This window comes from Mesocryomonas lacus, assembly GCF_055730105.2.
Window position 1 is genome coordinate 147,775 of record NZ_JBUZWF020000007.1, and the last position, 21,095, is coordinate 168,869.

19 protein-coding genes are annotated in these 21,095 nt (G+C 66.3%); 10 read left to right on the forward strand and 9 right to left on the reverse strand.

The genetic code is table 11. From position 1 onward, the window contains the following. The first annotated feature begins 65 nt into the window (after nt 1-65). Complete coding sequence (locus ACZLZQ_RS20990) at nt 66-929, forward strand: quinoprotein dehydrogenase-associated SoxYZ-like carrier (protein ID WP_472951036.1); 864 nt, start codon at nt 66-68, stop codon at nt 927-929. A gap of 206 nt (nt 930-1,135) precedes the next feature. Here the strand turns inward: ACZLZQ_RS20990 and ACZLZQ_RS20995 are convergent, their stop codons facing one another. The 3 genes from ACZLZQ_RS20995 to ACZLZQ_RS21005 all read right to left on the reverse strand — a co-directional run bounded on the left by ACZLZQ_RS20995 (nt 1,136) and on the right by ACZLZQ_RS21005 (nt 3,119). Continuing rightward, complete coding sequence (locus ACZLZQ_RS20995; RefSeq protein WP_472935949.1) at nt 1,136-1,525, reverse strand: hypothetical protein; 390 nt, start codon at nt 1,523-1,525, stop codon at nt 1,136-1,138. An 87-nt stretch (nt 1,526-1,612) separates the two neighbouring features. Next, entirely contained in the window at nt 1,613-2,560 is a 948-nt protein-coding gene (locus tag ACZLZQ_RS21000) for a YVTN family beta-propeller repeat protein (protein WP_472951037.1), read from the reverse strand. 1 nt (nt 2,561) lies between these two features. Then, nucleotides 2,562-3,119 (reverse strand): SRPBCC family protein, encoded by a 558-nt coding sequence (locus tag ACZLZQ_RS21005; RefSeq protein ID WP_472935947.1) that lies wholly within the window; start codon nt 3,117-3,119, stop codon nt 2,562-2,564. Between the two features lie 237 nt (nt 3,120-3,356). Here ACZLZQ_RS21005 and ggt point away from each other — a divergent pair, with 237 nt between their 5' ends. The 5 genes from ggt to ACZLZQ_RS21030 all read left to right on the forward strand — a co-directional run bounded on the left by ggt (nt 3,357) and on the right by ACZLZQ_RS21030 (nt 9,746). Beyond that, on the forward strand, nt 3,357-5,132 hold the full coding sequence (gene ggt, locus ACZLZQ_RS21010) for a gamma-glutamyltransferase (RefSeq protein WP_472951038.1): 1,776 nt from the start codon (nt 3,357-3,359) through the stop codon (nt 5,130-5,132). A 72-nt stretch (nt 5,133-5,204) separates the two neighbouring features. Then, nucleotides 5,205-6,356: an iron-containing alcohol dehydrogenase gene (locus ACZLZQ_RS21015; protein WP_472951039.1), complete on the forward strand. Its 1,152-nt coding sequence runs from the start codon at nt 5,205-5,207 to the stop codon at nt 6,354-6,356. Between the two features lies 1 nt (nt 6,357). Further along, nucleotides 6,358-7,482: a mandelate racemase/muconate lactonizing enzyme family protein gene (locus tag ACZLZQ_RS21020; protein WP_472951040.1), complete on the forward strand. Its 1,125-nt coding sequence runs from the start codon at nt 6,358-6,360 to the stop codon at nt 7,480-7,482. Between the two features lie 519 nt (nt 7,483-8,001). Beyond that, nucleotides 8,002-8,439 (forward strand): DUF2231 domain-containing protein, encoded by a 438-nt coding sequence (locus tag ACZLZQ_RS21025; RefSeq protein WP_472935943.1) that lies wholly within the window; start codon nt 8,002-8,004, stop codon nt 8,437-8,439. Further along, nucleotides 8,436-9,746: a PQQ-dependent sugar dehydrogenase gene (locus ACZLZQ_RS21030; protein WP_472935942.1), complete on the forward strand. Its 1,311-nt coding sequence runs from the start codon at nt 8,436-8,438 to the stop codon at nt 9,744-9,746. The genes ACZLZQ_RS21025 and ACZLZQ_RS21030 overlap by 4 nt, the downstream gene beginning before the upstream one ends. Nucleotides 9,747-9,847: 101 nt before the next feature. Here ACZLZQ_RS21030 and ACZLZQ_RS21035 read toward each other — a convergent pair whose 3' ends face one another. Next, complete coding sequence (locus ACZLZQ_RS21035) at nt 9,848-10,840, reverse strand: Ldh family oxidoreductase (protein ID WP_472951041.1); 993 nt, start codon at nt 10,838-10,840, stop codon at nt 9,848-9,850. 285 nt (nt 10,841-11,125) lie between these two features. Between ACZLZQ_RS21035 and ACZLZQ_RS21040 the strand changes: the two genes are divergently transcribed. After that, nucleotides 11,126-11,374 (forward strand): Lrp/AsnC family transcriptional regulator, encoded by a 249-nt coding sequence (locus tag ACZLZQ_RS21040; RefSeq protein WP_472951042.1) that lies wholly within the window; start codon nt 11,126-11,128, stop codon nt 11,372-11,374. Between the two features lie 46 nt (nt 11,375-11,420). On the opposite strand, the gene ACZLZQ_RS21045 is transcribed toward ACZLZQ_RS21040, so the two are convergent. The 3 genes from ACZLZQ_RS21045 to ACZLZQ_RS21055 form a co-directional block, all read right to left on the reverse strand. Next, entirely contained in the window at nt 11,421-12,233 is an 813-nt protein-coding gene (locus tag ACZLZQ_RS21045; RefSeq protein ID WP_472935939.1) for a ferredoxin--NADP reductase, read from the reverse strand. Nucleotides 12,234-12,363: 130 nt separating this feature from the next. After that, entirely contained in the window at nt 12,364-13,668 is a 1,305-nt protein-coding gene (gene pncB, locus ACZLZQ_RS21050) for a nicotinate phosphoribosyltransferase (protein WP_472951043.1), read from the reverse strand. 184 nt (nt 13,669-13,852) lie between these two features. Then, entirely contained in the window at nt 13,853-14,032 is a 180-nt protein-coding gene (locus tag ACZLZQ_RS21055) for a hypothetical protein (protein ID WP_472935937.1), read from the reverse strand. A 240-nt stretch (nt 14,033-14,272) separates the two neighbouring features. Between ACZLZQ_RS21055 and ACZLZQ_RS21060 the strand changes: the two genes are divergently transcribed. Together ACZLZQ_RS21060 and ACZLZQ_RS21065 are read left to right on the forward strand one after the other, a co-directional pair. Continuing rightward, a complete protein-coding gene (locus ACZLZQ_RS21060; protein ID WP_472951044.1) occupies nt 14,273-14,632 on the forward strand; it encodes a PepSY domain-containing protein in 360 nt (119 codons plus the stop codon). A 240-nt stretch (nt 14,633-14,872) separates the two neighbouring features. Continuing rightward, a complete protein-coding gene (locus tag ACZLZQ_RS21065; RefSeq protein WP_472951045.1) occupies nt 14,873-15,040 on the forward strand; it encodes a hypothetical protein in 168 nt (55 codons plus the stop codon). A 27-nt stretch (nt 15,041-15,067) separates the two neighbouring features. Here the strand turns inward: ACZLZQ_RS21065 and ACZLZQ_RS21070 are convergent, their stop codons facing one another. Then, entirely contained in the window at nt 15,068-16,183 is a 1,116-nt protein-coding gene (locus tag ACZLZQ_RS21070) for a metallophosphoesterase (protein ID WP_472951046.1), read from the reverse strand. Between the two features lie 616 nt (nt 16,184-16,799). Here ACZLZQ_RS21070 and ACZLZQ_RS21075 point away from each other — a divergent pair. Then, a complete protein-coding gene (locus ACZLZQ_RS21075) occupies nt 16,800-18,584 on the forward strand; it encodes a methyl-accepting chemotaxis protein (RefSeq protein WP_472935933.1) in 1,785 nt (594 codons plus the stop codon). A gap of 443 nt (nt 18,585-19,027) precedes the next feature. On the opposite strand, the gene ACZLZQ_RS21080 is transcribed toward ACZLZQ_RS21075, so the two are convergent. Next, the gene (locus ACZLZQ_RS21080; protein WP_472951047.1) at nt 19,028-21,055 is read right to left on the reverse strand and encodes an AAA family ATPase; all 2,028 of its coding nucleotides are present in this window, start codon (nt 21,053-21,055) and stop codon (nt 19,028-19,030) included. Between the last annotated feature and the right edge of the window lie 40 nt (nt 21,056-21,095).

The following is a 21,095-nucleotide window of genomic DNA, read 5'->3' on the forward strand; positions in this document are numbered from 1 at the left end:
TTGGTCCAGGCGATCCAGAAAAACCGCGGTGGGCACACGCGGACAGCGCCGACTGGGAGGTTGTCATGATCCGTCCGCAACGCTGTGCCGGCACGCTCCGGCCACGCCGCATTCTTTTGTCCGTTAGCCTTACCGCCGCGCTGCTGTCGGCCACGGCGCCAATCGCCCTCGCCGGATCCGCCCCGACACCGGAGGAAGCTGCAGCCTCGGCGCAATCGTCCTGGCCGAGCCTCGTCACCGACGTGTTCGACGACAAGCCGATGCTCGACGGCACCGGCATCGTAACGCTGGAGGCGCCGTCCCGCGCCGCCGATCCCGCCCTCGTCCCCATCAAGCTGGTCGTCGATCCCGCCAAGAACATCCGCAAGCTCACCTTGGTGATCGACGAGAACCCCTCGCCGGTCGCGGCCACCTTCACCTTCGGCGACCAGTCTGGGCTGACGACGCTGGAGACGCGCGTGCGCGTCAACGCCTATACCGACATCCACGCGGTCGCCGAGGCCGACGACGGCACGCTCTACATGGTCAAGCGCTTCGTGAAGGCCGCGGGCGGCTGTGCGGCCCCGGCGGCCAAGGACGCCGCGGCGGCGGCGAAAAGCCTCGGCGAGATGCGGCTGAGGCGACTCGGCGCCGAGGAAGGCCCGAATGCCGGCCGCGACGTGGCACAGCTGATGATCCGCCACCCCAACAATTCCGGCCTGCAGAAGGACCAGGTGACGCTGCTCTACATCCCCGCGCACTTCGTCTCCGACCTCACGGTCAAGCGCGGCGACGCCCTGGTGTTCTCGATGTCCGGCGGCATCTCGATCTCGGAAGACCCGAACTTCCGCTTCGACTACACCGGCGGCGCCGATGCCACCTTCACCGCCAAGGCGACGGACACCGAAGGCGCCGTGTTCGAGAAGACGTTTCTGGCCGGCAGTTCGTAAGCGAGGCAAGGGCGGGCATACGCTCTCCAGAGTATCGGAGAGGGTCGACCGGTGCACCGACTTGGCTTGTCGCCGGACTGAAAGCAAAACTGCGTCTCATCAGTCTCGTCATCCCGGACTTGATCCCAGCGAAACCATTGGTTTCGTCAAGGTCCATTCCTCTCCGGTTGCCCGACACTCCGCGTCAAAACAACCCACCCTCCCGCTCACTCGAAGCAGCGGATCTCCGCTTCGGCCTGGGCGCGCCGGAGGTCGCCGATCACCCGCTTGGACTCGACGCCGGTCTTGAACAGCACGCCCTTCTCGCCGGACACCTGCCCCATCGAGAGATAGGTCGACGCCTCGACATACTCGTCATAAGGCACGATCGAGGCGACGACGTCGAAGGAGCAGGAACAGCGCTGCAGCGATTGCGGCGTGTTGCCGTTGGCCTGCATGCAGCCGAAGACGTAGTCCGCGGTGGCGACCGTCGGGTAGTCGTTCGACGGCAGGATCGGTGCCGCCGTCTTCGCGCCCGCCGCCGTCTGGGCCGATGCCAGCCCGGCCGACATCAAAAGTGCCAGCGCGGCGAACCCTGGTCGTTGAAATCGCGTCATGTTGGCCTCCCAGCCTCTGAACTCTTCGATGCGGCAGCTTAAGCAGCCCGGCAGGATGTCACGGTGGCCCACGGCCCCTGCAACGGCCTACTTTTCCCGCCGGATGAACTGGCCGAAAGCGCGCGGTCCGTCGCCGACCTCGACCTCGCCGATGACGGCAAGGGTCGCCGTGTCGATCTTCATCAGGAGATTGTCGAACCAGTTGGCGACGTAGACGAAATCCTCGCCGCTGCCGGCCTCGATCCCTTCCGGATATTCCCCGACCTCGATCGTCTTCACCACCGCCAAAGTCGCCGCATTGAAGACGCTGACGGTGCCGGCATACTGGTTGGTGACGAAGACCTTGCCCTTCGCCGTGGCGGTGACGTAGGGCCGCAGGCCGACCTTGACGGTGCCGACCGCCTTGCGGCTTGCGAGATCCACCACCGTCACCGAATCGCTGCCGACATCGGCGGTGTAGACTTGCCGTCCGTCGGCCGAGAAGCTGACCCCAAAGGGCCGCTCGCCGACCACAGCGGTTCCCGTCACCGTCAGCGTCGCCGCATCGATGATCGAGATCTGGTTGGAGTCGCGGTCGGCGGTGACGATGGTCTTGCCGTCGGCCGACACGGCAACGCCGGACGGCGACTGGCCGACCTCGACGCGGCCGGTGATCTCGCCCGTCTCGGGATCGACGACGAAGAGTTCGTGTTCGTACCAGTCGGCGACGTAGACCGGCGCGCCCGAGGGATGCACCGCGATGCCAAGCGGCCCGCCGGCGAGCTTGATGCGCCGGATCACCTCGCCCGAGCCGGTGTCGACCACCGAGAGCTCGGTCGAGTCCGGCGAGGTGACGAAGGCCCGGCGTCCGTCCTTCGTCACCGCGATCCCGGCCGGCTTGCCGCCGATCGGGATGGTCTTCGTCACCGCCATCGTCTCGAGGTCGACGATCGAGAGATTATCGCTCGACTGGTTGGTGACGAAGGCGGTGTCCCCCGCTTGCACTGGCCCCGCCAGGACGGCGAGAGCCAGCGCGGCGAGAGCCGATCGCCTCATGTCAGGAGCCCTTTTCGGCCGCCTGCTTGATGCCGCCGAGCCCCTTCTGCGCGAACTCGGAGACCGCCTTGATCGCGGCGGCATCGTTGAGGTCCGGCGGCGGATTGCCGTTGGGGTCGCCGCGGTAGAAGGCGGCACGCCACTCGACCGTCGAGGTTTCCGGCGTCTTGCCGGGCTTCACGGTGAGGTAGGAGGAATAGTTGGTGACCGGCAGCACCTTGACGTCGACGTGCGGCAGCAGCGTCGCATACATCATCTTGGCCGCGTCGTACTTGTAGAGCGACTCCGCCAGCTCGCCGCCGCTCTTCAGCGTGACGAGGCGCGCGGTCTCGACGGCATTGCCGCCGGCGCCCTCGGTCTTGGCGACGTCGGGGTGCCAGGACATGTCGTTGAATTCCTTGATCCGCTCCCAGACCTTGGCCGGGGCCGCGTTGACCTCGATGGTTTCGGTCACCTTCTGGCGGGTGGGCCCGTGCGCCAGCGCCAGGCCGGGCAGAATCAAGAGCGCGACGAGCGCGCCCATTAGCCGTGCTACCACGACGTACCTCCTTGATTTCATTGATCCGGCTGCGCCTCCACGCGGCCGGTCGGTGCCCGCCGGGAGCCTAGACCGGTTCGGCGGCGAAGGAAAAGCCTATATCGCCGCCGCCCCGAATTATCCCGCGGCCGACGTTCCGCCCCCCGCAAAACACGGGGGGCATCCTTTCCGTGACGGTGCCTGCCGGCGTTGACAGCCGGCGCCGGCTTGCAGAGCCTGACGACACGCCGGCCCAGCCCAGCGGCAAAGGAGACGTCCATGCGCCGATCCCACCTCGTCCTAGCGCTCATACTGCTCGCGAGCCCAGTCCACGCCCAGCAGGCCGCCGACGCGACAGCGCCGGAAGCCGCCTCGGCAATCGCCGGCAAGACGCTGGTCCGCGCGAAGTCGCAGATGGTTGTCGCCGCCCATCCGCTCGCCGCCGAGGCCGGCCGCGACATCCTCAGCGCCGGCGGCAATGCGGTCGACGCCATGGTGGCGGTGCAACTGGTGCTCGGCCTCGTCGAGCCGCAATCCTCGGGCCTTGGCGGCGGGGCCTTCCTGGTGCGCTACGATGCGGCGACGAAGACGCTGGAAACCGTCGACGGCCGCGAGACGGCCCCGGCGCGGGCGACGCCCGAACTCTTCCTCGATGCCGCGGGCAAGCCCCTGTCTTTCCTCGATGCCGTCGTCGGCGGCCGCTCAGTCGGCACGCCCGGCACCGTCCGGCTGCTCTACGACACGCACCTGCGCGCCGGCGACCTCGCCTGGCGCCGCGTCGTCCAGCCCGCCATCGACCTCGCCCGCAACGGCTTTGCCGTCACCCAGCGCCTCAACACCTTGCTTGCCGACCCGGACCTCGCGCGCTCGCCCTCGCTGCGCGCTTATCTCCTCGATCCCGCCGGCCAGCCCTGGCCGGTCGGCCATATCCTGAAGAACCCTCAATACGCCGAAACGCTGGAGCGCCTGCGCGACCAAGGAGCCGAGGGATTCTACGCCGGCCCGGTCGCGCAAGGGATCGTCGACACGGTCGCGTCGGGCGAGACCATCGCCGGCGCCCCCAATCCCGGCACGCTCTCGCTCGCCGACCTCGCCGCCTATCGCTCGACGGTGCGCCCGCCGGTGTGCGCCGCCTATCGCGGCTACGACGTCTGCGGCATGGGGCCGCCCTCCTCCGGCGCGATCGCCGTCGGGCAGATCCTCGGCCTGCTCGAACCCTATGATCTCGCTACGCTCGGCCCGGACAGCGCCAAGGCCTGGACGCTGATCGGCAACGCCTCCCGCCTCGCCTTCGTCGACCGCGGCCGCTACGTCGCCGATACCGACTTCGTGCCGATGCCGACCGGCCTCCTCGACAAGGCCTATCTCGCGGACCGCGCCAAGCTCATCGCCGGCGAGACGGCGCTGCCGGAGGCCGCGGCCATGCCGGGCGAGCCGCGCTGGGACCATGCGGCGCTTGCGCCGGGCATCGTCCCAGTTCGCGGCGACGACGCCAGCATCGAACTGCCCTCGACCAGCCATTTCGTCATCGCCGACAAGGCCGGCAACGTCGTCTCGATGACCACCACGATCGAGAACGGTTTTGGGTCCCGCCTGATGACCGGCGGGTTCCTCCTGAACAACGAGCTGACCGATTTCTCCTTCGCCCCCCAGGAGGACGGCCGCCCCGTCGCCAATGCCGTGCAGCCCGGCAAGCGGCCCCGCTCCTCGATGGCGCCGACCATCGTGATGAAGGACGGGCGCCCGGTGATCGCCATCGGCTCCCCCGGCGGCAGTTCGATCATCGGCTTCGTCGCGCAGGGACTCATCGCGATGATCGACTGGAACATGGACGCGCAGGCGGCGGTCGCCGCCCCGCACCTCCTCAACCGCTTCGGGACCTTCGAGCTGGAAGCCGGCACGCCGGCCACCGCGCTGGCGGCCCCGCTGCAGGCGGCCGGGTTCAGGACCAAGACCGGCGAGCTGAACTCGGGGCTGCACGCGATCGAGATCATGCCCGGCGGGCTCGAAGGCGGCGCCGATCCGCGACGCGAGGGTGTCGCACTCGGCGATTGACGCGGCGGGCTGCGGCCTGACACGCTCCGTCCCGACGGGCGCTCGTCCCGGCATCGCGCAAGAGGTTTGTCCATGACGTTCAATGCCGCCGCCGTCCCGGAAATCGTCTTCGGGCCGGGCAGCCTGCAGCAGATCGGCGCCCGGGCGCTCGCGCTTGATCCGTCCCGGCGGGCGCTGATCGTCGCCGACGCCTTCTTGGTCCAGTCCGGCTGCGTCGCCCAGCTGCAGGCCGACCTTGCCGCGGATGGCATCGAGGCGTCCGTCTATGGCGAGATTTCCGGCGAGCCGAAGGCGGCGCACCTCCATGCCGCCGGCGAGGCCGCGCGCGGCGCCGGGCTGGTCATCGGCATCGGCGGTGGCTCGGCGCTCGACGTGGCCAAGGTCGCCGCTTGCCTCGCCGTCGGCGAGGCCGACCCGATGCACTACGCGCTGGCCATCAACCCGCTGCCGGCCGAGCCGCTGAAGAAGATTCTGATCCCGACCACCGCCGGCACCGGTTCGGAAACCTCGTCCACCTCGGTCTTCTCCGACGTCAGCGGCGACAAGGTCTGGATCTGGGGCCCCGAGACCAAGGCGGACCTTGCTTTGCTCGACCCTGCGCTCACCGTCAGCCTGCCGCCGGCGCTCACTGCCGCCTGCGGGCTCGACGCCTTCATCCATGCCTTCGAGGCCGCGACCAACCGCAAGACCCATCGGGGCGCACAGCTCTATGCCCATGCCGCGATCCGGCTGATCGCGGGCGCCCTCGCCCGGGCCGTGGCCGAGCCCGGCGACATTGAGGCCCGCGGCGACCTCTTGCTCGGCTCCTGCTATGCCGGCATCGCCATCGACCAGTGCGGCACCGCCGTCGCCCACATGATCAGCCATGCGCTCGCCAGCATCGCGCCGGTCAACCACGGCTTTGCCACCGCACTCGCCTTTGAGGCGACGCTCCCCTGGCTCGCCGAGCAAGGGACGCACGACATGCAGACCGCCGCGGAGGCAGCGGGCCTCGTCTCCGTCGCCTACCTCCCCGGCTTCGTCAGCGCGCTGATGGACCAGTGCGGCTTCCAGCGCGTGCTGCCCGCCGCCTTCGCCGGCGTCACCGCCGAGCAACTCGCCGGCGCGATGCGTGCGCCCGGACAGGCGCCGATGCGCGCCGCCACGGTGCGCGAGATTGGCGACAGCGACATCGAGGCCTTTGCCGCCTTGCTGCTGGCCACCGCGCCCGGAAAGGCCGCCTGACATGTCGAAGATCACCGCGATCGAGATCACCCGCCACCGGCTGCCGCTCGACCCGCCGTTCAAGGCGAGCTGGGACGGCCGTCCGCGCACCGCCTTCGACGCCGCCATCGTGCGCATCCGCGACGATGAGGGCCGCGAAGGCGTCGGCTCCGGCGACCTGATGCTAGGCTTCGAGGGGCATGAAGACCTCTTCATCGGCGAGGACCCGCGCCTTCTGGAACGGCACTACGAGGTGCTGTCGCACCTGCAGTTCCACTATGGCCGCTGCTGGCCGGTCGACCTCGCGCTCTGGGATCTCGCCGGCAAGATCACCGGCGAGCCGGTCTGGCGCATGCTCGGCGGCCGGTCCGATCGCGTCCGGCTCTACGCCTCCTCCGGCGTGCTGCGCGACCACGGCGCCATGGCCGAGACCGCCGAGCGTTTTCGCGCCGAGGGCTTTCCGGCCATGAAGGTGCGCTTCACCTCCTCCGCCGGCGGCCGCCTCGGCTGGCGCGAGGACGTCAAAGCGCTCGAGGCGATCCGCGCGCGGGTCGGCGATGGGCTGGAGCTGATGGTCGACTGCAACCAGGGCTGGCGCATGCCTTGGGACACGTCCGCTCCCTGGAATTACAAGGACGCGCTGGCGGTGGCCGGCGAGCTCGAGCGGCTCGGCATCTACTGGATGGAAGAGCCCCTGCACCGCGCCGACCGCCGCGGCATGGCGGATCTTCGCCAGGCCGTGTCGATCCGCATCGCCGGTGGCGAGATGACGCGCGAGCTGCACGAGTTCCGCGACTTGATCGAGGGCCGCTGCCTCGACGTGCTGCAGCCCGACGTCGCCCTCGTCGGCGGCATCACCGGCCTTCGCCGCGTCGCCATCATGGCGCGCGAGGCAGGGCTCGCCTTCACCCCGCACTCCTGGACCAACGGCATCGGCGTCGCCGCCAACGCCCACCTCACCGCCGGCATTGGCGAGGCACCCTGGCTCGAATGGCCCTACGACCCGCCGGAATGGTCCCTCGACCGCCGCGACTACCCGATGTCGGCACCGCTGAAGGCCGAGAACGGCTGGCTGGTGCTGGCTGACGCGCCGGGGCTCGGCATCGCGCTGGATGAGGAGCGGCTGGCGGCGACGCAGGTGGGGTGAAGATTACCTTCCCCATCAACCTCTTTTCATGTGCTGCCGGCCTGCATAGCGCGGGAATGACAAGAGGCCGCTGACGTTACTCAGCGCCTCCCGGCCGATCAGCGCGGGAGCCTGTCAACGCGCCCGGACAGGACGCCTTCACATCGACGCGCTGACTTTTCGCCATGCCCTCAAGGCTTGCAGCGATGTCCCGAAGTATGAGCGCACGGACGGCCACCTGTCATCCGATGACAGGATCATTCTGCAAGCGCCATCGCAGGGCATCTGCGGTCGGTCCACGGCTTTGACCCGCTGGAATCACAAAAGATAGTGAAGCCGGGCCGTTTTGATCTTACCAAGACGGACGGCGGCCTTACATCGCCTCTCAGGCGAACCGGAACATCTGTTCGTCGCCATCGAAACACCAAACGCCATTTCCGACACGCGTCACGCCTGCCTTCCTGCCTGTCGCCGCCCGAGGCGCAAACCGCAAGGGAAGGAGGCGACCGACGTTCACTTGCAGCCAAGCTGGAGCTGAGAATGAGTAGAACATACGAAGACCACGGATCGAAAGCCAGCGCGCTGCACGGCATCTTGCTGAGCTTCCCCGTTGCCCTCTTCAGCCTGGCCCTCGCGACGGACATCGCCTACCTCAAGACCGCTGAGACGCAGTGGACGAACTTCGCCAGCTGGTCGATCGCCGGCGCGCTGGTCTTCGGCGGACTGGTGCTCGCCTGGGCGCTGATCGAGTGGCTGGTCAAGCTCGGCCATCCTGCCAGCCGCGGCCGCCTTGTCTATTTCGCCGTCCTCGCGGTGATGTGGATCATCGGCCTTGTCAACGCCTTCCACCACGCCCGCGACGGCTGGAGCTCGGTTGGTACTGTCGGCCTCATCCTCACCATCATCTCGACCGTGCTGGCCCTTGTCGCCGGCTGGATCTTCTACTCGCGTACCCTTCAGTGGGAGGTAGCCCGATGACCAAATCCGTTCTGCTGGCCCTTTCGGCCGCCCTTGCTCTCTCCGCCTGTGACAGCAGCGATCCGAGCCTCAAGCAGACCGGCGGCCAGCCCGAGCTGCCCGGCATCAACGAGACGCTGATCCCGCCGATGAAGATCGCGGTACCGGCAAGCTGGAACGGCGAAGTGCCGACCGTCCCGCAGGGCTTCACTATTTCGGCCATGGCGACCGACTTCGCCATTCCGCGCCAGATGCTCGTCCTGCCGAACGGCGACGTCCTCGTGGCCGAAGGCCGCGGCGGCAGTGCGCCGGCGCTTCGCCCGAAGGACATCATCGCGGGCGTGATCAAGAAACAAGGCAATACCAGCGTGAAGAGCGGCAACCGCATCACGCTGCTGCGCGACGCCGACAATGACGGCGTGCCCGAGGTGCGCACGGTCTTCATCGACAACCTCAACGCGCCTTACGGGCTCGCTTTCGTCGACGGTGCGGTCTACGTCGCCAACCAGGACGCGCTGATGCGCTTCCCCTACCAGGACGGCGAAACGCAGATCACCGCGCCCGGCGAGGAGGTCACCAAGCTTCCCTCGGCGATCAACCACCATTGGACGAAGTCGCTCGCGGCCAGCGCCGATGGCACCAAGCTTTATGTCGGCATCGGCTCGAACAGCAATGTCGGCGAGCGCGGCATGAACGTCGAACAGGACCGCGCCGTCGTCTGGGAGATCGACCGGGCGACCGGCGCCCACCGCACCATCGCCCGCGGTATCCGGAACCCGACGGCGCTGGCGATTGAGCCGAACAGCAAGGCGCTGTGGGCCGTGGTGAATGAGCGCGACGAGCTCGGCCCGCAGCTGGTGCCGGACTATCTGACCTCGGTGCGCGAAGGCGCATTCTACGGCTGGCCCTACAGCTACTGGGGTAAGAACCTCGACCCGCGCATTCAGCCGCAAAAGCCAGACCTCGTCGAGACGGCGATTGCGCCGGACTACGCGCTCGGCTCGCACGTCGCCGCACTCGGCCTGTCCTTCGCGACGCAGGACGGCTTCGGCAGCAAGTTTGCGCAAGGCGCCTTCATCGGCGAGCACGGCAGCTGGAACCGCCAGGATCCGTCGGGCTACAAGGTCGCCTTCGTGCCGTTCGAACAGGGTCGCCCGTCCGGCGAGCCGACGGACTTCGTGACCGGCTTCATGAAGGACGGCGAGACGCGCGGCCGGCCGGTCGGCGTGCTGTTCGATCCGAACAAGCGCATCCTGCTGATCGCCGACGACCTGTCGAACACGATCTGGCGCGTCGCGCAGAGCCCGCAGGCGCAGGCCTCGCGCTAAGGAACAAGGGACGCGCGGCCGACCGCGCGCTTCCTGAATTAGAAAGGCGCCGCAGCTTCTGGCTCGGCGCCTTTTCCGTATCTGCCAGACGTTACGCGTGCCTACAAAGCGGCAATCGCCGCCAGCACGTCGGCCTCGATCTCCACGCCTTCCTCGATGGCTTTGCGGCGCGCCGTCTGGCCGCGGCGGCCCGGCAGGCGCGCGCCGGGCTCGTCGGCGACGCGCGTCGCCATCTCGGCCATTCGCACCGTCGTACCGGCGCCGCCGATGCGGACGGGATCGAGCACGATGATGATATGGCCGAGACCGACAGGCGGCCCATTGTCCTCGAACAGCGAGCCGGCCTCGTAGGCGAAATTGCCGCCGGTGAGCCCTGCGGCGAGCATTTCAACCATCAGCGCCAGTGCCGCCCCCTTGGCATCGCCGGCCGGTACCATGGTGCCGGCCATCGCGGCATTGGCGTCGGTGGTCGGGTTGCCATCGCGGTCGAGCGCCCAACCCTCGGGGATCGGCAGACCCTTCTGCCGCGCCGTCATCACATTGCCCCGCGCGACCTTCGACAGCGAGAGGTCGACAACCACCGGCTCCTGCCCCTCGAGGGGCGCGGCGAAGGCGAGCGGGTTGGTGCCGTAGAGCGGCGTGCGGCCGCCCCAGGGCGCCATCGCCGCCGGCGCATTGGCGACCATCAACGCAACGAGGCCGAGATCGGCGAGCCGCTCGACCGTCAGACCGGCGACACCGGCATGGTGCGAACGGCGGATGGCGGCCATCGCGACGCCCTGGCTGCGGGCGATCTCGGGCAGGAGGTCGACCGCCATGTCGAGCGCGGGATAGGCGAAGCCGTCGGCGGCATCGACCACCAGCACCCCGGGCGCCGGCCGGGCGGCGGTCGGCACGGCATGCCCGTTCACCTTGCCGGTCCGCGCCTGCCCGGTATAGGCGACGACGCGGCGCAGGCCGTGATTGCCTTGCCCCGCCGCCTCCGCCGACACCAGCGCGCGGGCGACCGAGCCGGCAACAGTGCGGTCGACATTGCCCTTCATCAGAGCGTCGACGACGAGCGCTTCGGCATCGGCAAGGGTCAGGCGGGTCATGGCGATCTTTCGGAGAGGATGGAAAGGCGTTGCCGCAGCCATAGACATCCCGGCCGGACGATGGAAGCCGCCACGACCGCCGAAGCGCATCGCGTGCATTCCCACTCGGACCAGCGGCGCGCAAAACTGTCGTCTGCCAACGTGAAAGTTCGATGCGGGCCCAGGTTGGAATGGCACCCCGACGCAGCGAGTCACGCGACTGGCGCGCCCGCAAACCGATACCGATCCGCCGGCCGATGCTGTAGAGACGGCGGACCGTTCTCAGCGCCCAGCCGGAGCATCTCGATGAAGACCATCTTCGTGCAGTTCAAGTGCCGACCCGGCAAGGCCTATGCCGTCGCCGACGCCCTCGTACAGGACGTCGAGGAGATCTCGGAGGTCTATTCGACCTCCGGCCAGTTCGACCTCCTCGCCAAGTTCTACCTCGGCGATTCCAGCGATCTCGGCCGCTTCGTCACCGAGCGCCTGCAGGTGATCGACGGCGTCACCGACACCTTCACCACCGTCGCCTTCAAGGCCTTCAGCGGGGCCTAGTGCCGGCCCTGTAGACGGGCCGGGACGAACCCGACCGACGCCAGGCTCAGCCGACGAAGGCGCGCTCGACCACGTAGGTCGCGGGCTTGGAATTGGCGCCTTCCTCGAAGCCGTAGCGGTCGAGCATGGCGGCCGTATCCTTCAGCATCGCCATCGAGCCGCAGATCATCGCGCGGTCGGTGGCGGGATCGAGCGGCGGCAGGCCGAGATCGGTGAACAGCTTGCCGGTCTCGACCAGCGTGGTGATCCGCTCGCCCTTGGCATCGCCCTCGCGCGTGGCGCTCGAATGCAGGAGCAGCTTGTCGCCGACGAACTCGCTCATCAGCTCGTCCGCCTTGATCTCCTCGATCAGCTCCTTGCCGTAGGTCAACTCGGCCAGCGTGCGCGTCGTGTGCGTCAGGATCACCGTCTCGAACTTGTCGTAAGTCTCGGGGTCGCGGATGACGCTGGCGAAGGGCGCGATGCCGGTGCCCGTCGAGAACAGATAGAGCCGCTTGCCCGGCACCAGCGCATCGTGCACCAGCGTGCCCGTCGACTTCTTGCGCATCAGCACGGTGTCGCCGATCTCGATCTTCTGCAGATGCTCGGTCAGCGGGCCGCCGGGCACCTTGATCGAGAAGAATTCGAGCTCCTCCGCCCAGGACGGGCTCGCCACCGAATAGGCGCGATAGACCGGCTTCTCGGCATTGGGCAGGCCGATCATCACGAACTCGCCCGAGCGGAAGCGAAAACCTTCCGGTCGCGTCATCCGGAAGCGGAAGAGCTGGTCGGTGTAGTGCGTCACCTCGGTCACGGTCTCGGCGTAGACGCCGGCCGGGATCGGGAAGGAGGCGGCGGTCTCGGGGGCAAGGGCATTCATCGAAGGCGGGCCTTCCGGTTCAAGATTGCGATCCGGCCCGCGAGAGGCGCGCGCCGGGAGGACAGGGGTGCCGACAAGGCTATCGCGCGGGTTTGACCTATAAATCGGGCTGTGGCGAGACACGCCTTGCTCAAACCAGCACCGCACGGGGAAAAACCGTCGAGGCGCCGAATAGCCGGCGGTAGCGCTCGATCTCCGCGGGATCGCCGGTGGCCTTGCCCGGATTGTCGGACAGTTTTACCGCCGGCCGGCCATTTGCCTCCGTCACCTTGCAGACCAGCGAGATCGCCTCCAACGCCGAGCGCCCGTCCGGCGCCACGTCGCGGAAATCATTGGTGAGGTTGGTACCCCAGCCAAAGCTCATCCGCACCCGCCCCTCGAAGTGGCGGTAGGCGGCCTCGATCCCGTCGACGTCCATGCCGTCGGAGAACACCAAAAGCTTCTCCCGCGGATCAATGCCCCGGGATTTCCACCAGGCGAGGATCGCCTCCCCGCCCTCGATCGGCGGCGCCGAATCGGGCCGGAAGCCGGTCCACTCGGTCAGCCAGTCCGGCGCGCAGCGCAGGAAGGATTCGGTGCCGAAGGCGTCCGGCAGCACGACGAGGAGGTTGCCGCCGTAATAGCTCTGCCACTGCTTCAGCACCTCGTAGGGCGCCTGCCGCAGGGCCGCGTCGCTGTCGGTCAGCGCCGCCACCACCATCGGCAGCTCATGCGCATTGGTGCCGATCGCCTCGACGTCGGTCTCCATCGCCAGAAGCACGTTGGACGAGCCGATGAAGGCATCCCCCAGCCCTTCCTTCAGCGCCTCGACGCACCAGCGCTGCCAGAGGAAGGAGTGCCGGCGCCGCGTACCGAAGTCGGAGATCTTGAGGTTCGGCAGCTGCCTCAGGCGCTCGACCTTGCCCCACATCTTGGCTTTCGCGCGGGCATAGAGCACGTCGAGCTCGAAGCGGCCGAGATCCTTCATGGCGGCACGCGAGCGCAGCTCGTTGATGATCGCGAGCGCAGGGATTTCCCACATCGTGGTGTGCGTCCACGGCCCGCTAAAGGTCAGTTCGAACTGCCCGTCGACCCGCCGAAGCTCGTATTCCGGCAGAGCGAAATTCTCGAGCCATTCGAGGAAGGCCGGACGGAAGATCTGCGTCGATCCATAGAAGCTGTTGCCGGCGAGCCAGATCATCTCGCGCTTCGACAGGCGGATGGTGCGGGCATAATCCAGCTGGGCGCGCAGTTCACCTTCGTCGATCTCGTCGGCGATCTTGATGGTCTTGGCCCGGTTGATCAGCGAGAACGTCACGTCGACGTCCCGGTGCAGGCCCCAGATCATCTGGAGCATCAGGAGCTTGTAGAAATCGGTGTCGAGCAGGCTGCGCACGATCGGGTCGAGCTTGAAGGTGTGGTTCCAGACCCGCGTGGCGATATCGGTCGCGACCATGAGCATTCCCGGGGCTTGCGCTGCCGGATCCATGCCGGGCTTTCCGAGGGTTTAGCCCAGGCGACCCGCGAAGGCCAAGCCGTCTCGGCGGCGATGCCGGTCGAACCAGCCTGTTTCGCCCTTCCGCCCCATCCCGAGGACAGGTGGTCTCGGCCGAGAGCCCGCATCACGCCGTGCTATCGGCTCACTTCGGCTGGCAAACGACGGTCAGAGTCTGCCCCGAGGCGCCGAGATCGCTCTCCGCCTCCTGGAAGAGCTGACGAAGCTTCGCGATCGAGGATCCGTCGCTGCCGATCGACAGCCCCTTCGCTGCCCGCTCGAGATCGAGCAGAAAGCCTTGGTCGCCGTCCCGATCAAAATCCATCCTGGATGTTCCGCTCATGCGCAGGAGACTAGGACGAAACGGGAACCCGTTCTCTAACCCATGATAGGTTTTCGCCGAATTTCGAACGAGATTGGCGCCCAAGACCGAGTGGATGCGAAACCCGCAACGCGTCCGAACGCCTGTGAAAGAAGCGATGGGCGCGCGGAACGAACTGTCGCGTGAACGGTTAGAGTGCACCAAGATTGGCGCGGAGAGCGTCGGCAGAAAAGAGGCATTCCCATGCAAAATAAATTCTGGGCTATTGGTCTCCTCGCGCTGGGCGCGGTCACCGTCGGAACGCCCGTCCTTGCACAGAACATCGTCATCGGACCGGACGGCGTGCGCGTCATGGAGCCCGACCGCGACCGCCGCGGACCTGGGTTCGACGACCGCCGCGGCCCGCCGCGCGACGATCGCCGCGACCGTCGCGAGATCAGCGAACGCGAAGCCGTGCGGATCGCCCGCGGCGAAGGCGTGCGCGAGGTCGACGACGTCCGGACGTCGCGCCGCACCTATTCGGTGCTGGGCGCCGACCGTCGCGGCCGCGACATCCGCGTCGACATAGACCGCCGCTCGGGCGACGTGATCTCGGTCCGCTAGTCCCAGAAGGGGTGATTCCACCCCTTGGGTTGGTTTTGCGACCGAGCCGCTGAAGCGTCTCGACGCAAGTTCAGCTCGGGACAACGCTCACGGTTTAAGCCATCCATCAGCCCCTTCCGACCCGGTCGGAGGGGGCTTTTTACTGGCCCGCCTTGAGCGGCGCGCCGAGGCAGTCGCGGGTCGGGCTGGGAACAATGACAGGCAGAACCGGCTTGCTGATTCAGTGAAATGGAGGAAGCCATGTCCAACACCCCCGGCATCAACCCGCTGACCCCCGACCTCGAAGAAATCCGGCATTCCGACGACCCCGCTTTCGAGGACAGCCGGGATCCGGCACCGCAAGACGACGCGGAAACGGAAGACGAGGCCGCGGCGCGGATCCAGCGGCAGACGCTCGATCTCGCCTGACGGCGGGCAGCGAGCTTTCTGAAACGCTTACGAGCGGCGGAGCGTGATCCGCGTCATCTCCGCCGGCTTGCCGAGCCGCAAGGCAAATCCCGGCCAGATGCCGGTGCCGTTGCTGACATAGAGGCTCATCCGGTCGACCGCATAGAGCCCGGAGACGAAGCCGCCGTTCATTCTCTCCAGCAGCCAGTGGAAGCCGAGGATCATGCCGCCGTGGGTATGGCCGGAGAGCTGCAGCGCCACGCCGGCAGCGGCGGACTTTCGTGCATTCCGCGGCTGGTGGTCCAGGAGAACCACCGGCATTCCTTTCGGTACGCCGGCAAGTGCCATGGTGAGGTCCGGCCCCGGAAGGCCGACCTCCCCGGCCGAAAGATCGGCAACACCTGCGAGCACCAGCCCTGCGCCAGCCCGCTCGATCACCGCGTAGTCGTTGACGAGCATGCGAATGCCGAAGGACTGGAAGTGCCGGAGCCAGGCTTCGGCATCGAAGAAGTATTCGTGGTTACCTGGCACCGCAAAAACCCCGTCGGGCGCGGCGAGTCCGCGCAACGGCTCGACGTTCGCCCATCGCTTCTCGACCGTCCCGTCGATGAAGTCACCGGTGATGGCGATGAGGTTCGCGCCGACCGCATTGGCCCGTGCGACGACCTGCTCCGCCCAAGGCGTTTCGAACAGCCGGCTGATGTGGAGATCCGTCAGCTGCAGGATCTGGTAGCCCGCGAACTGCGGCGGCAGGTCGGCAATGGCGATGGTCACATCCCGCACACCCGGCACCTTGATGGCCTGGCTGACGCCAACGCCGGCCAGCGCCAAAGCAAGCAGCGCGATCGCCGCCCGCGCGCCCGGCGCGATGCCGATCCAGTGCCCGCGCCAGAGGCTGACAAGGGCGGTGCCGACGTCGAGGGCGAACTGCAGCACGGCGAGGAACAGGATGGCGCCGAAAGCCACGTTGAACGCGATCACCAGCGCCCGCGGGAACTCGGGCGAGAACACCGAGCCCGAGGACAGGCGGTTCCAGAGATGGAATTCAGCCCCGGCGAGGAGCAGCAGGATCGCGCCGAGGGTCGCCCAAAGCGGCAAGGCCAGCGGCAGGACGAACCGCGCGATGACATACACGCAGGGAATGGCGAAAAAGAGGTGCAACATGTCGTCTGCCTTCGTCACGCTTCGTTGCCACCCGGACGCGTTATCCGCCAGCTGGAGAGCATGGACCCGGCCCCGCGAACCTTAAGGCCCGCCGGCGGAGAAGCCTGCCGCCTCGCCGGATCGCCCGGCAGGCAGCGTTTCCGGGCGTGTGATAATCGGTTTCGAAACCACCGACAAGCCGAGGGAACTCCATCGTGAACGGACCCGCCGGACCCGGCGGCGACACCTCGCCCCTTCGCCCCAAGGTCTGCAGCGTTGCGACGCCAGGGAGGCGGCGTCCGGGGCGCCGCAGACGCCCCCCAGCGAGACTCAGACGACTGACCTCTACAACGGAGGCCCCAACAGAAGAACGATCGTCGCCAGCGATCCGATGGGCCATGCCTCTCGCTAGACCGGGCAGATTCAAAAAAGAAACATAACAGTAAATACCGAATAGCAAAATATATAATAGGTCAAATTTCACTACTAAGTATAAGTTATTGCGGCAGCAGACCAGCTTTATCAAATTTTTAATGTGTTCGGATGTAATGTTAGCCTACTACAGGACAATTATGTTTATCATATATCACTGCGGCACGAGTTGGTCAGGCCGCCTTCTATTATAGGAAGTCGTTCCATGGCAATCGAGCTCCTCAAAGACAAGTCATCGCGCCGCCGAGACCTTGCGCTCGACGCAATGGCGTCGATGGTAATGCTTGCGGACGCAAACCTGCACATCAGATATCTCAATCCGTCGCTCCGGTCCCTGTTGAGGAACGCCGAGGCGGACCTGAAGCGCGAACTGCCTGCATTCGCCGTCGACAAGTTAATCGGCAGCAACATTGACATCTTTCACAAGGCGCCGAGCCATCAACGTAACATGCTGGCAAAGCTGACGGCGCCGCACAACGCGACAATCCACGTCGGAGAGCACGTCTTCGATCTCCTCGTCGCTCCCTTGCGGTCGAAGGGCAAGCTCTCGGGCTACGTCGTCGAATGGAAAGATGCCAGGGACCGGCTGGCGAACCTGGAGTTCACGGCTCAGATGTCGGCGATCGGCTCCCAGGCCATCATCGAGTTCAAGCCCGATGGCACCATCCTGACCGCCAATCCCAACTTCCTGAGGGTGATGGGGTACGAACTCGGCGAGGTCGTCGGGAAGCACCATAGTATGTTCGTCGACAGTGGGTTTGCGGCCAGCACCGAATACGCGGACTTCTGGCGTCGGTTACGCGAGGGCGAGTCCCAGTCAGACGAGTTCAAGCGCATCGCCAAGGGCGGCGGGGTGGTCTGGGTCCAAGGATCCTACAATCCTATCAGAAACCTCGACGGCAAGGTCTCCAAGGTCGTCAAGTACGTCATGGACGTGACGGCGCGGCGTGTGGCCGTTGAGGAGATCGGCGCCGCCCTACGCGACCTCGCCGACGGAAAGCTATCCCGGCGGATAACCGCCGCCGTTCCGCACGAGTTGGAATCGATCCGCCACGACCTCAACCGCGCGGCCGAGACGCTGGGTGGCGCGATCGAACGCGTAGGAGAGACGTCCCGCACGATCGCCGTCGGCCTTGACGAGATCAACGTCGCGTCAGCCGACCTCTCGCAACGCACGGAGCAGCAGGCGGCGACCCTGGAACAGACGGTCGCTTCGCTGTCCGAAGTCATGCAAGGGGTGAACAGCACAGCCGCGGAGGCACGAACCGCAAGCACGGCTGCGTCCTCCGCGATGCGGTGCGCAGAGCAGGGCGTCGCGGTGGTAACCGAGGCGATCGGCGCGATGAGCGAGATCGAGCAGTCCTCCAACCGCATCGGAAACATCATCGGCGTGATCGACGAGATCGCCTTCCAGACCAACCTTTTGGCGCTGAACGCCGGGGTCGAGGCGGCCCGGGCGGGCGAGGCAGGCCGCGGCTTTGCAGTCGTCGCGCAGGAGGTCCGCGGCCTTGCCCAGCGCTCGGCCGAAGCGGCCAAGGAGATCAAGGGCCTGATCGCCACCTCGTCGGGCCAGGTGGAACGCGGCGTCAAGCTCGCGGTGGCCTCGGGCAAGAGCCTCGAGGAGATCGTCGCGGGCGTTGCCGAAATGAAGGGCATGGCGGAACGCATCGCCAAGAGCGCGACTGAGCAGGCGACGGGGCTGCGCGAGGTGACAATCGCGGCCGACCAGATGGACAAGATCACCCAGCAGAACGCCGCCATGGTGGAGGAAGCGACCGCCGCCGCTCAAAGCCTCCAGCAGGAGACGGAAAACATGTCCGCCATGATGGCGCGCTTCGACGTCGGCGCTCCCGTCGCCGCCCGGACAAAACCGGTCGCCAAGCGACGCCCGCAGCCGCCCCTTCCCGCCCAGCGCCGGACGCCCGGCAGGACCGCCCTCGCCGCCATGCCTGCGGACGAACGTCAGAACGAAAGCTGGAACGAGTTCTGATACCGGTCAGCTTGCGAGAGCGCAGTCGCCCGGAAGTGTGCAAAAAGAACGCTCTGTCTTCCTGGATTGGGGGTCTCTTGCTTCGACCGGGCAAGTCCGCCCCACCGACGGATGCTACAGCGGCACAACACCAGTTGATCCCATACGCTGTCGAGCGGGACGATTGCGCTCGACGCATCCTGCAAAAACCACAGGGTCAGTCCGGTTTCGAGCTGAATGGTTTAACGTAAGGGAACCTACCGCATCTTCAGAAACGGGCTATTGCGCGGCGTTTCAGAGATTTCTGCGAGAAGTAGATGATGCTTCGCGCAGAAACCGCTGAAACCCGGTAACTCCAAAAAACAAAGACTTAGCGGACGCGCCGCGCAGTAATGCGGAACGTCGGCGCTGAAACCTGAATCGGATGGCGCCAGCGGCGCGCTAAGCTGAAACTGCCGGTGCGCCTACTTCAGCGCGGCATTGATCGCCGTGACGAGCCGACCCCAACCATCCCGCTCCTTTTCGGAAAGGTCGATCGCCTCCCGTTCGCGCGACCACCGGACGAATGCCTTCGCCAGCTTGATTTTCGAGAAGTCCTCGACCTCTCTTGAGAAGAGGTCGACGAGCGGCTGTCCATGCCGCTTCTGGACGAGGTCGACGATGTCCCAGCCCAGAGCGTCCCGGGCCACGATCGGCAAGGTGTCCCGCAGGAGGTCCTCGATCTCGGACTTGGCGACGCCATCGACGTAATCCTTGGTCCTGAGGATGCGCTTGTTGCCCAGGCGGTGGACCAGGACGTCTTGCTGGGCAGCTTGATCCCCAGCGGCATCGGAGTCGAGCAGCGCGGCGACCTTCAGCTTGTGCGCATGCAGAATGGTCGCATGGTAGACAACCTTGCCGGCCGTGTTGGCGGTCACCAAGGCGATCTTCTCGTTCAGCTTCGGGCCGTCGCCGGTCGCAAGGAGAGCCGCCACCGCCTCGAGATAGAACTGGTCTGTGAGACCCTCGAGGACGAGGTTTCGCTCCTGCGCAAACAGGCTCTGCGCGAGATCGTAGCCGAGGGCCTCCTGGAGCGGAAGCAGAGCAGCGCTGTCGCCGGAGGTGATGGTCGTCTGGACTTTCGTGCCGACCTTTCGGTCGGTGAGTTCGACCACCCGTACGAAATCAAGCTCTCCAGGCCCAACGAGGAACGGGGAATGGGTGGTGTAAATCGTCTGGTTGTTCTTCGCCAAGCGACTGATCGTGGATCGGAATTCGCGTTGCTTGAGCGCATGGAGGCTGACGCCGGGCTCGTCGAGTAAGAGGATCGCGTTCGCGTGCTTCTCGGCAGCTTCGGCGAAAAAGACGACGAAGAAGGAGACCAACCATTGGAAACCTTCCGAACGCTGATCCAGCTCGATCTCTACACCGAGTTCGTCCTCGACGGTCACCTTCAGGTACTGGCCGTCCGCAAACACGCGCAAGCGGTTCGCCTCGGCCCGCGAAGTGTCTGGGTTCCACACCGCCCGTATTTCGTCGGTCAATTTGATTGACGCTGCGTTGAGCTGATACTGGCGCTTATCCAGTTGCGCTCGGTCGGCTTCCACCTGCTCCTTGTCGTGTGTCTTCGGCTCCGTCACACGACCAAGCCGCGACAGCTCCGCTGCCGTGAACCCGAGGAGCTTCAGAAGGCATGCGTTGCCGTAGTCGTATGCCTCGTCGTCGAGCGAACCAGATGCGAGGCGATCAGCTAGATGCGCTAGGTGGATGAGCGGGCGCACTTTGAAATAGTTGCTGAAGAGCACGAATGTCGGCATGCGCTTATGGAGCAACGCGAGGACCTCGTCCGACTGCGTGGCGACTTTGGTCGCCGCCGAAAGGGTGTCGAGCCTCCTGTCCTGAACTTCGTCGTCAGGATCCATGATCGCCGTGGCTTCGTCGAGCCAGCCTTTCAATGCCTTTCCCTTTTCGGCATCCAGCGAAGACACTTCGTCCCAAAGCTTGGTGAGCGCTTCGAGCTTCTGGCCGGGCAATGGCCTGGCAACGGTTCCTTCGGGTGTAGCGGGCACCCGTCCATCGACATGTGCCGCAAGCCGGAGAAGATCCTTTCGGATCGATCCAAAACTTGGGACGGCCGGCGCATCGAGCAGTCGGTGCCGACCGACGTTGTCCAAGTAGCGGGTGAACTCGTATGAGACGTCCCGGAACGCCTCTGGAAGCTCGTCCCGATCCGCGGGTTCGAGGCTGAAGGTCCCGGTAATGACCGCCGTGTCCGCCGCCGTGGCACGGCCTTTCGTGATGTCGTTGTAAAGCGCTCGCGGATAGTCGCGCAGTTCGTCGAATCCCTTGCCACCCTTCGGCGGGTTCAGTTGCTGGATGGCCGCGAGGATGGCGGACTTTCCCGCCTCGTTGGGCCCGACGAGGATTGTCTTCTCCGGCTCGATCTCGAACGGGATCTCGCCCGTGTCGCGAATGCTGCGGTAGTTGGTGACCCTGACTGACTTGAGGCGCAAGTTCGTCTCCGCATGCGAACGGGTTTCGGCCGGACACCGT

Bases quoted from the DNA above. Each gene is read 5' to 3' on its own strand.
- ACZLZQ_RS20990 (WP_472951036.1), top strand. From the start codon at position 66: ATGATCCGTCCGCAACGCTGTGCCGGCACGCTCCGGCCACGCCGCATT.
- ACZLZQ_RS20995 (WP_472935949.1), bottom strand. From the start codon at position 1,525: ATGACGCGATTTCAACGACCAGGGTTCGCCGCGCTGGCACTTTTGATG.
- ACZLZQ_RS21000 (WP_472951037.1), bottom strand. From the start codon at position 2,560: ATGAGGCGATCGGCTCTCGCCGCGCTGGCTCTCGCCGTCCTGGCGGGG.
- ACZLZQ_RS21005 (WP_472935947.1), bottom strand. From the start codon at position 3,119: ATGAAATCAAGGAGGTACGTCGTGGTAGCACGGCTAATGGGCGCGCTC.
- ggt (WP_472951038.1), top strand. From the start codon at position 3,357: ATGCGCCGATCCCACCTCGTCCTAGCGCTCATACTGCTCGCGAGCCCA.
- ACZLZQ_RS21015 (WP_472951039.1), top strand. From the start codon at position 5,205: ATGACGTTCAATGCCGCCGCCGTCCCGGAAATCGTCTTCGGGCCGGGC.
- ACZLZQ_RS21020 (WP_472951040.1), top strand. From the start codon at position 6,358: ATGTCGAAGATCACCGCGATCGAGATCACCCGCCACCGGCTGCCGCTC.
- ACZLZQ_RS21025 (WP_472935943.1), top strand. From the start codon at position 8,002: ATGAGTAGAACATACGAAGACCACGGATCGAAAGCCAGCGCGCTGCAC.
- ACZLZQ_RS21030 (WP_472935942.1), top strand. From the start codon at position 8,436: ATGACCAAATCCGTTCTGCTGGCCCTTTCGGCCGCCCTTGCTCTCTCC.
- ACZLZQ_RS21035 (WP_472951041.1), bottom strand. From the start codon at position 10,840: ATGACCCGCCTGACCCTTGCCGATGCCGAAGCGCTCGTCGTCGACGCT.
- ACZLZQ_RS21040 (WP_472951042.1), top strand. From the start codon at position 11,126: ATGAAGACCATCTTCGTGCAGTTCAAGTGCCGACCCGGCAAGGCCTAT.
- ACZLZQ_RS21045 (WP_472935939.1), bottom strand. From the start codon at position 12,233: ATGAATGCCCTTGCCCCCGAGACCGCCGCCTCCTTCCCGATCCCGGCC.
- pncB (WP_472951043.1), bottom strand. From the start codon at position 13,668: ATGGTCGCGACCGATATCGCCACGCGGGTCTGGAACCACACCTTCAAG.
- ACZLZQ_RS21055 (WP_472935937.1), bottom strand. From the start codon at position 14,032: ATGGATTTTGATCGGGACGGCGACCAAGGCTTTCTGCTCGATCTCGAG.
- ACZLZQ_RS21060 (WP_472951044.1), top strand. From the start codon at position 14,273: ATGCAAAATAAATTCTGGGCTATTGGTCTCCTCGCGCTGGGCGCGGTC.
- ACZLZQ_RS21065 (WP_472951045.1), top strand. From the start codon at position 14,873: ATGTCCAACACCCCCGGCATCAACCCGCTGACCCCCGACCTCGAAGAA.
- ACZLZQ_RS21070 (WP_472951046.1), bottom strand. From the start codon at position 16,183: ATGTTGCACCTCTTTTTCGCCATTCCCTGCGTGTATGTCATCGCGCGG.
- ACZLZQ_RS21075 (WP_472935933.1), top strand. From the start codon at position 16,800: ATGGCAATCGAGCTCCTCAAAGACAAGTCATCGCGCCGCCGAGACCTT.